The organism is Ensifer sp. SSB1, from assembly GCF_016652895.1.
In the GTDB taxonomy this organism is placed as follows: domain Bacteria; phylum Pseudomonadota; class Alphaproteobacteria; order Rhizobiales; family Rhizobiaceae; genus Ensifer.
On the sequence record NZ_JAEPRP010000188.1, the window covers coordinates 1 to 12,528 of the forward strand.

10 protein-coding genes and 1 riboswitch are annotated in these 12,528 nt (G+C 63.8%); of the genes, 3 read left to right on the forward strand and 7 right to left on the reverse strand.

Going from position 1 to position 12,528, the window contains the following annotated elements:
- Window positions 1-153 precede the first annotated feature (153 nt).
- The 5 genes from I8N66_RS31330 to cobU form a co-directional block, all read right to left on the reverse strand.
- Window positions 154-579 carry an EamA family transporter gene (locus tag I8N66_RS31330; RefSeq protein WP_060520612.1) on the reverse strand — a complete coding sequence of 142 codons (426 nt, stop codon included), beginning with the start codon at window positions 577-579 and terminating at the stop codon, window positions 154-156.
- Window positions 579-1,223 (reverse strand): cob(I)yrinic acid a,c-diamide adenosyltransferase, encoded by a 645-nt coding sequence (gene cobO, locus I8N66_RS31335; protein WP_043617391.1) that lies wholly within the window; start codon window positions 1,221-1,223, stop codon window positions 579-581. Before cobO ends, I8N66_RS31330 begins: the two co-directional genes overlap by 1 nt.
- Before the next feature lie 145 nt (window positions 1,224-1,368).
- The gene (gene cobN / locus I8N66_RS31340) at window positions 1,369-5,184 is read right to left on the reverse strand and encodes a cobaltochelatase subunit CobN (protein ID WP_291162496.1); all 3,816 of its coding nucleotides are present in this window, start codon (window positions 5,182-5,184) and stop codon (window positions 1,369-1,371) included.
- 102 nt (window positions 5,185-5,286) lie between these two features.
- Window positions 5,287-6,351, reverse strand: coding sequence for a cobalamin biosynthesis protein CobW (cobW, locus tag I8N66_RS31345; RefSeq protein WP_291162500.1), 1,065 nt, complete (start codon window positions 6,349-6,351; stop codon window positions 5,287-5,289).
- A 3-nt stretch (window positions 6,352-6,354) separates the two neighbouring features.
- Window positions 6,355-6,879: a bifunctional adenosylcobinamide kinase/adenosylcobinamide-phosphate guanylyltransferase gene (gene cobU / locus I8N66_RS31350; RefSeq protein WP_291162503.1), complete on the reverse strand. Its 525-nt coding sequence runs from the start codon at window positions 6,877-6,879 to the stop codon at window positions 6,355-6,357.
- A 135-nt stretch (window positions 6,880-7,014) separates the two neighbouring features.
- A riboswitch (cobalamin riboswitch) is annotated at window positions 7,015-7,469 on the reverse strand.
- Between the two features lie 318 nt (window positions 7,470-7,787).
- Here cobU and I8N66_RS31355 point away from each other — a divergent pair.
- Together I8N66_RS31355 and I8N66_RS31360 are read left to right on the forward strand one after the other, a co-directional pair.
- Window positions 7,788-8,741, forward strand: coding sequence for an AraC family transcriptional regulator (locus tag I8N66_RS31355; RefSeq protein WP_291162506.1), 954 nt, complete (start codon window positions 7,788-7,790; stop codon window positions 8,739-8,741).
- 150 nt (window positions 8,742-8,891) lie between these two features.
- Complete coding sequence (locus I8N66_RS31360; protein ID WP_291162509.1) at window positions 8,892-9,719, forward strand: oxidoreductase; 828 nt, start codon at window positions 8,892-8,894, stop codon at window positions 9,717-9,719.
- A 45-nt stretch (window positions 9,720-9,764) separates the two neighbouring features.
- Here I8N66_RS31360 and I8N66_RS31365 read toward each other — a convergent pair whose 3' ends face one another.
- Both I8N66_RS31365 and I8N66_RS31370 read right to left on the reverse strand, forming a co-directional pair.
- A complete protein-coding gene (locus tag I8N66_RS31365) occupies window positions 9,765-10,385 on the reverse strand; it encodes a class I SAM-dependent methyltransferase (RefSeq protein WP_291162512.1) in 621 nt (206 codons plus the stop codon).
- Window positions 10,386-10,544: 159 nt separating this feature from the next.
- On the reverse strand, window positions 10,545-12,002 hold the full coding sequence (locus tag I8N66_RS31370; RefSeq protein WP_291162522.1) for a cobyric acid synthase: 1,458 nt from the start codon (window positions 12,000-12,002) through the stop codon (window positions 10,545-10,547).
- Window positions 12,003-12,253: 251 nt separating this feature from the next.
- Here I8N66_RS31370 and I8N66_RS31375 point away from each other — a divergent pair, with 251 nt between their 5' ends.
- A complete protein-coding gene (locus tag I8N66_RS31375) occupies window positions 12,254-12,397 on the forward strand; it encodes a hypothetical protein (RefSeq protein WP_223727640.1) in 144 nt (47 codons plus the stop codon).
- The last annotated feature ends 131 nt before the right edge of the window (window positions 12,398-12,528 follow it).

Consider the following 12,528-nt stretch of genomic DNA (forward strand, 5'->3'; position numbering starts at 1 on the left):
GGCGACAATCGGCTGGACGGCTCTGAGAAAGTGGTGGAGCAGCATCGTCAGCAATGCCACGACCGCCCAGACCCGATAGTTCAAGAGCCATGACTTGATTGAGGCGAACATTCAGTGAACAAATACGCGGATGGCTGGTGCGCTCAACCTCTCTCAAAACACCGCCAGAAGCAGCGCCCCGGCGGCAATGAAGGCGACGCCGAGCCAGTTCATCAGGTTGAGCTTTTCGCCGAGGAAGAGCACGCCGAAGATCGCGACCATGACGATCGAGAGCTTGTCGATTGGGGCGACACGGGCCGCGTCGCCGAGCTTCAGCGCGCGGAAATAGGCAAGCCAGGAGGCGCCGGTGGCAAGGCCGGACAGCGCCAGGAACAGCCAGGTGCGCCCGGAGATTTCCGATGGTTTCTGCCATTGCCCGGTCGCCGCCACGATGGCGGCGATCACGCAGAGGATGACGACGGTGCGGATCAGCGTCGCGAAGTCGGAGTTGATCTGCGCAACCCCGACCTTCGCAAACACCGCCGTCAATGCAGCAAAGGCCGCCGAAAGCAGAGCCCAGAACTGCCAGCTCTGGCTCATCAGAATTCCACGCCCTGCTGCGCCTTGATGCCGGAGCGGAACGGATGCTTGATCAGCTCCATCTCGGTCACCAGATCGGCGATCTCGATCAGGTCCTCCTTGGCGTTGCGGCCGGTGAGCACCACATGTGTCATGTGCGGCTTTTCCTCTTTCAGGAAGCGCACGACCTCGGCGACGTCGATATAGTCGTAGCGGAGCGCAATGTTGATCTCGTCGAGCAGCACCATCGAGTTGCGCTCGTCGCGGATCAGCTCCTTCGCTTTCTCCCAGGCCTTTTCCGCCATGGCCACGTCGCGGGCGCGGTCCTGCGTTTCCCAGGTAAAGCCTTCGCCCAGCGTATAGAACTGGCAGACATCGCCGAAATGCTTCTCGATCAGCTCGCGCTCGCCGGTCGCCATCGCGCCCTTGATGAACTGCACGACGGCGCAGGGCATGCCATGGGCGATATGGCGGAAGATCATGCCGAAGCCGGCGGTCGACTTGCCCTTGCCCTTTCCGGTGTTGACGATGATCAGACCCTTCTCGTCGGTCTTGGTCGCCATGATCTTTTCGCGGGCCGCCTTCTTTTTCGCCATCTTCATGGCGTGGCGGGCATCGTCCTTTTCGGCCGGGGCTTCGCCGCCTACTGTCGTCTCGTCGCTCATGATCACTCCCTCAGTTCTCAAGTTCGGGATGGGCAGCCGCCCTCGTCCCGCTTCGGTTCCTTTTCGCGCTTCACTGAACAGCGAAACGGAACCAGGTCTTTGCTTCCAAGCAATTCCGGACGGAAAGCCGCCCTCCGGAACCGCTCTATTCGTTGCCGGCGCGAAGCCGTGTTGCGGCATTGCTGATGCCCGCGAGTTCAAAGCGCGCCGAGTTCGAACGCGGCGTCCAGAGATTGCGGTCGATCGCTTCGAGAAAGCGTTCGGCAAGCTCGACAAAAGCGGCCGGGTTCTTGTCGCGCAGGAAATCGGCCACGCGCCCGTCGACGATGAAGGCCTGATAGGCCGCCTCGAAATGATGGTCGCGCACCGCCCCCGTGGTTGCCGCAAAGGCAAACATGTAATCGACCGTGGCGGCGATCTCGAAGGCGCCCTTGTAGCCGTGGCGCATGACGCCATCGATCCATTTGGGATTGACGACGCGCGCCCGGACCACGCGGCCGATCTCTTCTTCCAGCGAACGGATCACAGGTTTTTCCGGCCGGGAATGGTCGTTGTGGTAGATCGCCGGCCGGTGTCCGCCGAGCTGTTCGGCAGCAGCACTCATGCCGCCTTCGAACTGGTAGTAGTCGTCGCTGTCGAGCAAGTCGTGCTCGCGGTTGTCCTGGTTCTGCACCACTGCCTCGATCGTACGCAGACGTTCCTCGAAGAGGTCGCGCTCGGCCTTGCCTTCTTCGCCGGCGCCATAGGCATAGGCGCCCCAGGTCAGATAGGCCTCGGCGAGATCGGCCTTGGTTTCCCAGCCCTTCTCGTCGATCAGCGCCTGCAGGCCGGCGCCATATGCCCCGGGTTTGGCGCCGAAGACGCGGTAGGAAGCGCGGCGTGCAGCCTCGGGGGCTTCGACACCTTCCGCCTCCAGCCGTCGGGCCTCGGCGCGCATGCGCGCCGCGATCATGTTGTCGGCGTCGTCCTCTTCCAGCGCGCCGACGGCGCGGATCGCCTTGTCGAAGAGCGCGATCTGATCCGGGAAGGCATCGCGGAAGAATCCGGAAATGCGCAAGGTCACGTCGACGCGCGGGCGGCCGAGCACGGCAAGCGGCACGATCTCGTAGCCCATCACCCGGCGCGAGACCATGTCCCAAGTGGGCTTGGCACCGATCAGCGCCAGAGCCTGGGCGATGTCGTCGCCGCCGGTGCGCATGTTCGCCGTGCCCCAGGCCGTGAGCCCGAAGGAGGATGGCCACTCGCCGTGATCCTGCAGATAGCGGCGGATCAAGAGTTCGGCGGATTTCTTGCCAAGCTCGTAGGCCGCCGGCGTCGGCACCGCACGGCTGTCGACCGAATAGAAATTGCGCCCCGTCGGCAACACATCCGGCCGCCCGCGCGTCGGCGCGCCGGAGGGACCGGGCGCGACAAAGCGGCCGCTGAGGCCGGTGAGGAAACCGGCCATCTCCGCAGCGCCCGAGCCTGAAATCGAGGGCTTGAGGCGGGCGTCGATTTCGTCGAGCACGGCACGGGTGTTCGACCAGCTTTCCGGACAGGCCTCTTCGCCCGCAACGAGATGTGCGGCCAGCAACTCGATGCGCTCCACCGTATCGCCGGCGGTGCGCCAGGGGGCGTCCGAGAGGTCGGCGAGGAGTGCCGGTTTCGGCTCCGTCCAGGTGTCTGACATGACGCAGTCGAGCGGGTCGAAGGCGAGCCCCGACTCCGCTGCGATCGCCCGCTGCAGGCTCTGGTCGCCGCCCTCGCCGAGACCGCGCGGGACGCGCGCCAGTGCCACGGTCAGATCTGTCAAGAGCCGCCCCTCCGGCGCGACGCCGAAGATGTGCAGGCCGTCGCGGATCTGCATTTCCTTGAGGTCGCAGAGATAGGCGTCTAGCTTTTCGAGCGCCTTGTCGTCGCTGTCGCCCTTGTGAATGCCGGCGTCGCTGTCGAGGCCGATGTCCCGCACGAGGTCAAGGATCTGGCGGCTCAGGAGCCTGAGGCGTCGCGGGTCGCCGCCGGCGGCATCGTAGTATTCGTCGACCAGCGCTTCGAGATCCTTGAGCGGCCCGTAGGACTCGGCGCGCGTCAATGGCGGCGTCAGGTGATCGATGATGACCGCGCTGGTGCGGCGCTTGGCCTGCGTACCCTCGCCCGGATCGTTGACGATGAAGGGATAGATGTGCGGCAGCGGCCCGAAGATCGCCTCGGGATAACAGGTCTCCGACAGCGCCAGGGCCTTGCCCGGTAGCCATTCGAGATTGCCGTGTTTGCCCATGTGCACGATCGCCTGCGCACCGAACTGCTGGCGGAGGTAAGCGTAGAAGGCGAGATAGCCATGCGGCGGCACAAGGTCCGGCGAATGGTAGCTTTCCTTCGGATCGATGTTGTAGCCGCGCGCCGGCTGGATGCCGACGATCACTTCGCCGAAGCGGGCGAGCGGCAGCGCGAAGGCGTCATCGAGGAAGAACGGATCGGTCTCCGGCGCGCCCCAGCGACCGGCAACTTGATCCTTTATCTGTTTCGGAAGCGAATCGAAGAACGTTTTGTAATCTTTCAGCGAAATGCACTCACGGATTTCGCGGTCTTGGCTTGCCGAATTGGTCGGGCCGGCCATCAGGTAGCGCATCAGCGCGTCGCCGTCGGCGGGAACCTCGCCGACCGCATAGCCTTCCCGCGCCATGGCGCCGAGCACCTCGACGGTACCGGCCGGGGTATCGAGTCCGACACCGTTGCCGAGGCGACCGTCGCGGTTCGGATAGTTGGCCATTACGATGGCGATGCGGCGCTCGGCGGGCTCTGCGCGGCGCAGCTTCGCCCAATTGACGGCAAGGTTCGCGGCAAAGCGCACCCGGTCTTCGAGCGGCTCGTGCCCGACGATATTGGCCTCGACCTTGGCGTCGTAGATCGACGCCGCCTTGAACGAGACGGCGCGAGCAAGAATGCGGCCGTCGACTTCCGGCAGCGCGACGTTCATCGCCAGATCGCGCGCCATCAGCCCCTGCGGTGACGTCTCCCACTGCGCCCGCGACGAGCCGGAGAAGATCACCTGCAGGACAGGCGCGCCGGTCGATTCCAGCACGGTCGGTTGGCGATCGGCGCCAGGCGACGAGACGGCAAAACCTGTCGCATTCATCACCACATCGGGCGCTGCCTCGGCAAAGACCGCCTGCAACGTGCCGACGGAGACGGCATCCTTGAGGCTGGAGACGAACACCGGCAGAGCACGGACACCCTGTTTCGCCAAGGCATCGATCAAGGCTTCGACGGGACGCGTCTCGCCGCTCTGGACGAGCGCGCGATAGAAGCAGATGGCGATGGTGGGGCTTGTAGAGGTGTTGCCCGCCGGCGCCGAATATGTGGAGGCGTTACCCCCCGCAGACGGAGGTGAACCCGCGCCCAAAACGCCCAGCCACTCCGAAACCCCGATCACGCCCTTGCCCGGCCACCAGATTCCGGCCTTCAGGAGCGGCTTGGCCGGCTGCGGCTTCTCGGCACCGGTGACCAGAGCCGCGGCATAGTCGAGGAACAGGCCGGCATTGTCGGCGCCACCTTCGGTGAAATAGGCCCAGAGGCGCTGGCGGTCGTCGGCCGCAACGGTGGAGAAAGGCTCCAGCCCCGGATCCGGCTTGTCGTCGCCGGGCAGCACCGCGATCTCGAAACGGTGGGTGACGGCAGCGGCATGCAGGGCTTCCAGCAGATAGCGGAAATAGCTGGCGCCACCGAGCGGCCGGACGACGATCAGCTTCGCATGGCGCGCCGTGCGCTCGACGTAAGTGTCGACCGACATCGGGTGCATCAGGCTCATGAGGCTGGCGATGCGCAGGCTCAAGCCTCCGTCGCGGCGGCCATGGGCGGCGGCGATCGAGGAAAGTTCGGTGTCGGCGGCCGACAGGAACAGGATGTCGGCCGGCGTTTGCCCGAGGTCGATTGCCTCGTTGCCGTCGGCGATCGTTCCTTTCTGGGCGAGAAGCAGATGCATTCGTCTTGTCCGTTCGGGCAATTCCGAACGGAAACGCTTGAAGCGGTTTCCGTCCGGAATTGCATTATTTCAATGCGTTAGATCATTTCATTCAACGAGTGATCAGGCGAGCGCAGCAATCGCGGCACGAACCGCCGCCTCGTCCATGTCGTGCAGGCCGATGACGACAAGGCGCGTGCCACGCTTTTCGCCGGCAGCCCAGGCACGATCATAATACTGGTCGATGCGGGCGCCGACCGCCTGGATCAGGAGACGCATCGGCTTGCCGGGCACGTCGGCAAAGCCCTTGAGGCGCAGAACGTCGTGCTCGGCAATCACGCCCTTCAGGCGATCGATGAAGGCCGAGGGATCGGCGATCGAACCGAGCTCGACGACAAAGCTGTCGAACTCGTCGTGGTCGTGCTCCTCGCCCGCCTCATGCTCCATTTCATGATGCGACTTGCGGTTGGCGATATCGCTTTCCGTACCGACACCGAGGCCAAGCAGGATGGCAGCGGCGACTTCGCCGTTCTTCGCCTCGATCATGGCCGGCTTGCGGCTGGTGCGCGAAGACACCTCGTCGCGCACGGCCTTGAGGCCGGAGGCGTCGATCAGATCGGTCTTGTTGAGAACGATGAGATCGGCAGCGGTCAACTGGTCCTCGAACAGTTCCTCGATCGGGCTTTCGTGATCGAGATTGTCGTCCTCGACGCGCAGCGCATCGACCTTGTCATGGTCGTCGGCAAAGCGGCCGGCGGCAACGGCAGCGCTGTCGACCACGGTGACGACGCCGTCGACGGTCACTTCGCTGCGGATATCCGGCCAGTTGAAGGCGGCGATCAGCGGCTGCGGCAAGGCGAGGCCCGAGGTTTCGATGATGATATGGTCAGGACGGTTTTCGCGCTCGAGCAGCTTGGTCATGGTCGGGATGAAATCGTCGGCAACGGTGCAGCAGATGCAGCCATTGGTGAGCTCGATGATGTCGTCCTCGGTGCAGGCCTCGGCGCCGCAGCCCTTCAGCACGTCGCCATCGACGCCGAGATCGCCGAACTCGTTGATGATCAGCGCGATGCGCTTGCCGTCGGCGTTCTGCAGCAGATTGCGGATCATCGTCGTCTTGCCGGCGCCAAGGAAGCCGGTGATGACGGTCGCCGGGATCTTGCCCTGGTTGGCTCTCGCAGTGGTCATGGATCAACCCTTCATTTTCAGCGGCAAACCGGCCGCGACAAAGTAAACTTCAGCGGATTTCTCCGCAACGATCTGGTGAAGCCGGCCGGCATGGTCGCGAAACTCGCGGGCCATGCGGTTCTCGGGCACGATGCCGAGGCCGACTTCGTTGGAAACGAAAACGAGGCGCGCCCGCGCCTCAGGCAGGTACGTAGCAAGCGCGGCGAACTCCGCCGTCATGTCGCGCTCTTCCAGCATGAGATTGGTGACCCATAACGTCAGGCAGTCGATCAGGACCACATGGCCCGGGTTATCGATGCGCCTGAGGGTACCTAGGAGATCAAGCGGCTCCTCATGCGTCGTCCAGCCTTCGCCGCGGCGTGTCCTGTGATGATCGATCCGCTCGCGCATTTCGTCGTCCCAGGCCCGTCCCGTGGCGACATAATGCATGGTGAGGCCGGACGCTTCGACAAGCCTCTCGGAAAAGCTGGATTTGCCGGAGCGGGCGCCGCCAAGGACCAGGACCGGTCCGGCACTGTAAGTGCTCATCGCCGCCGCCTCAGAAAACCCGCCTCAGCGGCGGGTGGCAAAAGCCGTTCGACGCGCCGGCGGCGCGTTCGGGAAAGCATCTGAAAGCCAAAACAACCTCCGTGATGGCGTTGGGGACCAACAGTCCCCTCGGGCGGAATGCCCATGCCGGATGGCAGGTCTCCTGGCTCACGGCGTCACGGGCCCGCATCGCCTCGCCCATAAGTGCGAGGTTCCGATGTCAGGACCCGAGCGGCCCGCCTCACCTTCCCGGCGTCTTTCCGGTGCCACAGCGAACCTTTGCGCGTCGTCTCCGGCGCGCGGCGCTGCGGGGAACATCGTGAAAGGCGGACGATTCGTAGAAGAAGAGGCGTCCAACCCGGCTGATCACGATGCCACGCCAGTGGCTTTTCCGGCTCGACCCCGACCTGCCTCGGTTGCCCCATGCAACCGGCTGACAGCCCGATATCGAACCCGATGGCGAACCCTGACCGTTCTACAGTCGCGGGGTCGGCTGCGATAAGGATGCCCGATTTGGGTCCATCCGTCACATTCCCAATTATTCCCCCCGATCGCCACGATGAGGGGGAACCATCCAACACCTGATGATTAGGAAGCGGCCGACCCAAAGTCAATCGACGCTTGCGACACCTCCCCGGCTTGGTTGCGCCGCGCGACGATTTGTCGAGCAACAGGCAGACGGCCGCAGCCAGCCAGACACGGCGAAATGGATTGCTCGTCCGCCTTCGCCCGAGGCCCTCGCCCTCTCACTCTCACCTTGCGCCAAAGCGCTATCAGAATGTGCCAATGTGGCATCAGGCTCTGGCGCACCTTTGTTCCCGAGCGCAGAAAAGAGGAGAACGATGAACTCGAATTTGCAGGCGACCATGTCAAACCGCCTTTATCCCGTGGCGAGATCCATCACCCAGGTGGCCAAGCTGCTGAAGATCTCCGCCGAACAGGCGGTGCGCCGGGCCGGGCTGCCGCGAGATATTCTTCGCAACGAAGGCAAGGGCCTGACACCAGCGCAGGTGTTCGCCCTCTGGCGCGCCATCGAGATCGAAGCTGACCGGCCCGACCTGCCGCTCTATCTGAGCAAGCTCTTTGCCCACGCACCGTTCACACCGGCCATGTTTTCCTTCTCCTGTTCGCCGGACGTGCGCATCGGGTTCAAGCGCCTGTCAGTGTTCAAGCCGCTGATGGGACCGATGAAGCTGGAAGTGTCCGAGGACGACCGATTTCTGCATATCGAGATCGGCACGGTGGACCCTAAAATTCCGGCCCCGCCGCAACTGGTCTGGTTCGAGGCGCTCTACCTTCTGGAATCGGCCCGCTGCTACACCGCCGAGTTCATCCGGCCTGCGCGGCTCCATCTGCCGGCATTGCCCAACCTCGGCAAGGACGTGCTGGAGTTCCTTGGCTGTGAACCGGAGCTTGACGGCGGAGCGCGCCTCTCCTTGCGCAGAGAAGATGCCGATCTGCCGCTGATCACCGAAAACGAGGAATCCTGGCCGGAGTTCGAGAAAAACCTGCGCCGCGAAATGGAGGCGCATGAAACCGATACGCCGATCGTGCTGCGGGCGAAGCGCGTTTTGCATGACATGCTGCCGTCGGGCGAAGCCAGTATCGAGGCCATGTGCAGGCGGCTCGCCATGTCGAAGCGCACCCTGCAACGGCAACTGAAGGAGGAAGGTGAAACCTTTCAGACGGTGCTGGCATCGACCCGCGCGGAGCTGGCGATGCATTATCTCGGCGAAGACGGGCTGAACGTCGAGGAAATCTCCTATCTGCTGGCCTACCGAGAGCCGAATTCCTTCTATCGCGCCTTCCAGGGCTGGACCGGCATGACGCCCGCCGAGGCGCGGGGAACGGTGACGCACTGAGAAAGACCGCCACGTCTGCACCGGGAGATAGCGGTTTGGCGTGTTCCGATAGTTGATTGGCACGAAGCGATTTTGAAGAAATCCAGGCGATACGCCAGATTGATCTCCGATGAACGACGGGCATGACGCCCGCAAAAATTGGAGAAGATCATGGCAATCGCACGGAAAACCGCTCTCGTCACCGGCGCCTCCTCGGGCATGGGCAAGGTCATCGCAAAGCAGCTGATCAAGGACGGTCTGACCGTCATCGTTGCCGCCCGCCGGGTGGAGCAGATGGACGATCTGAGAGCGCTCGGCGCACATCCTGTCTCGCTGGATGTCGCGGACGAGGCCAGCCGAAAATCCGCGGTCGCCGAGATCACCCAGCAATTCGGTGGCGTCGACGTGCTGGTCAACAATGCCGGTTTCGGACTTTACGGCTCGGTCGAAGACGTGCCTCTCAGCGAGGCCCGCTATCAGTTCGACGTGAACCTCTTCGGTGCAGCCGCACTGATCCAGGATCTGGTGCCCTACATGCGCGAGAAGCGCGCCGGCAAGATCATCAACATCACCTCGATGGGCGGCAAGATCTACACGCCGCTCGGTGCCTGGTATCATGCGTCGAAACACGCGCTGGAAGGCCTGTCGGACTGCCTTCGCCTGGAACTGCAACAGTTCGGCATCGAAATCGTGGTCGTTGAGCCCGGCGTCATCCAGACCGCATTCGCCAACGTGATGGAAGGCCCGATGATGAAGTTCTCGGGCAACACCGCCTACGGCGCGATGGCAAAGAACGTCTCCAAGGCCACCACCGACAGCTACGAGCACGGCGGCGGCTCCTCCCCGCAGGTCATCGCGGACGTGGTTTCCAAGGCCGTGAAGGCCCGCAAACCGAAGACCCGCTATGCCGCCGGCAAATTCGCCAACATGATGATCAACATCCGCAAATGGTTCGGCGACCGTGCGTTCGACCGCATGATCCTGTGGACCGTGCGCTGATTGGCGGGAAACCGCGCCAGCTCCAGCAAGAATGGCGCGACCGCCCTATACCCGCTGCAACACGCTGAACTGAAAGGCCTGGGTCGAGTTCCACGGGGTCCGGTGCTGGTGTTCCATGTGCTCGACCAGCCGGAAGCACGGCCCGATCACATAGGCGAGTGCGGCGGGGTCATAGCGCACCACCGGCAGGCCGCTGCAGCGCTCCGGGCCGTCGGGCGCGAATGTGGCGATGATGGCGTGCCCGCCGGGCACGACGGCCGCCGTCAGCCGCTCGATATAGGCCGCCCGGTCGTCGGGATCGGTGAGGAAGTGAAAGGCGGCGCGATCATGCCAGATATCGTAGCTGCGATCCGGCTTCCACGCGGTCACATCGGCTGCAACCCAGTGCACATCACCGGCGCGGGCACCGAGGCGCGCCTTGGCGGCATCCAGTGCGGCCGGTGACAGATCGAGCACCGTGATCGCTTTCATGCCCGCGTCGAGCAGCGCATCCCCCAGCCGCGACGCGCCGCCGCCGATATCGATCAGTGACGACGAGGCGAACGCCGCATGCCTGCGGATGAGGTCAAGCGAAACGGCCGGCGTATCCTCGAACCAGCTGACGCCCGCCTCGCCCTTCGACTGATAGGCATTGTCCCAATGGGCTCGTCTGGTTTCGTCCTGCACGTGACACCCGCCTTGGAGCGTGCGACCGTGACCAGACGCTCCATCCTTCCCGCATGAATTCTACAACGGAACGACGGATGATGCTGGGTTTCCGTCGGTCCCTTGCTGTCGCCAACAAGGCCGCAACCCTGTCGATCGCGGCTGATGGCGCTTGCCTGGCTACCGGCCGAGCAGCCCATCCAGCCAGCGCCGGTCGAGCACCGTCTCCAGCTCGTTCGCGACATCATCCAGCGCCGCATCGACCGACTGGCGGTAGTTGCTGGCACCACCTTCGATGCCGAAACTTTTCAGCAGCGCGGAGCGGTAGGCGTCGCTGGTGAAGAGCCCGTGCAGGTAGGTGCCCATCACCCGGCCATCGACCGAAAGCGCGCCATCGGCGCGATTGTCGATGCGCACTGACGGCCGCGCACAGTCCGCACCTTGCGTCTTGCCGAGGTGGATTTCGTAGCCCTCGAGCGCCACGTCATGCTCCAGCGACCAGGCGCGGCTGTTGCGCACCGTCTTTTCCGGCGCCATCTCGGTCTCGACATCGAGCAGCCCGAGACCCTCGATTAAGCGCTCGCCGCCCTCGATACCGAGCGGATCGGTGACGCGCCGGCCGAGCATCTGGTAGCCGCCACAGATACCGATGACCCGACCGCCGCGACGCACGTGGCGGTCGAGGTCACGGTCCCAGCCTTGAGCGCGGAAATCGATGAGATCGCCGATGGTCGATTTCGAGCCGGGAATGACAACGAGCCCGGCATCCGAGGGAATGGGATTGCCCGGCCGCACGAAGACAAGATCGATTTCCGGCTCGGCGGCAAGCGGATCGAGATCGTCGAAATTGGCGATGCGCGAGAGCACCGGCACGGCACCCTTCAACGCCCGCCCCTCGCCGCGCGCCAGCTTTTCCAGCACGACGGAATCTTCCGCCGGCAACCGCGCCGCCGCCTTCAGCCAGGGCACGACTCCGAAACAGGGCCAGCCGGTGAAGCGGTTGACCGCGGCAATGCCGTCGTCGAAGAGCGTGACGTCGCCGCGGAACTTGTTGATGAGATAACCGGTCACCATGCGCCGGTCTTCCTCGGGCAGGATCGCATGCGTGCCGACGAGTGAGGCAATCACCCCGCCGCGGTCGATGTCGCCGACGAGCACGACCGGCACCTCGGCCCGGGTCGCAAAGCCCATATTGGCGATGTCACCGGCTCTAAGGTTGATTTCCGCCGGCGAGCCCGCGCCTTCGACCACCACCAGATCGGCACCGGCCGATATCTGTTCGAAGCTTTCCATCACGGCGCCAAGCAGCTTGGGTTTAAGCGCCTGATACTCCCGGCCCTTGGCTTGCCCGGCCACCTTGCCCTGGACGACGATCTGGCTGCCGACATCGGATTGCGGCTTCAACAGAACCGGGTTCATGTGCACGGACGAAGGCACGCGGGCCGCCAGCGCCTGCAGCCATTGCGCCCGGCCGATCTCGCCGCCATCGTCGGAAACGGCGGCGTTGTTCGACATGTTCTGCGGCTTGAACGGACGGACCTTCAGGCCCTGGTTGGCGGCAAGCCGGCAGAGCCCCGCCACCAATACCGATTTTCCGACATCAGAGCCGGTTCCCTGCAACATGATCCTGCGTGTCATGCGGCCATCGGTAACACTGAAACGGGCAGCGGCAAAGGTCTGTTTCGACACGATTTCGCCGCAATTGACAAAGCCCTTTCACGCATTGTTTCGCGCTTTCGCAAGGCTTGTCGAAAATGTCGCGCCGGGTAGCCAGAATGCGACATGGCGTGGCGAGTTTGGCATCCAATTTTTTGCAGCGCACACCTATATCAACGCCATAGCAACACGCACCGGAGGAATAGGCCTCCGGCTTCTCAAGGTTCACGTCCATGCTGTACATCTTCAGCAAGCAGAATTTCGTTCAGATCGCCTGGAACTCCAAGGTTCCGACCAGCCAGTCGCGCGTGCGCAACCTCGTCGTTGACGCTCCCTTCGGTCCGCTCGGCGTCATCCGCACGTCGAATGTAGGCTAAGCCTGCGATCGGGGCTGAAGCCCCTTCGAGCTCTCCTCCCAGAGCCTCCTCCACCGCCCCCTCCGGGGCGGTTTTTTTATGTCCGGCGACGGCCCTGAAATGCGAAGGCCGCATCAACCTCGCCAAGAGGG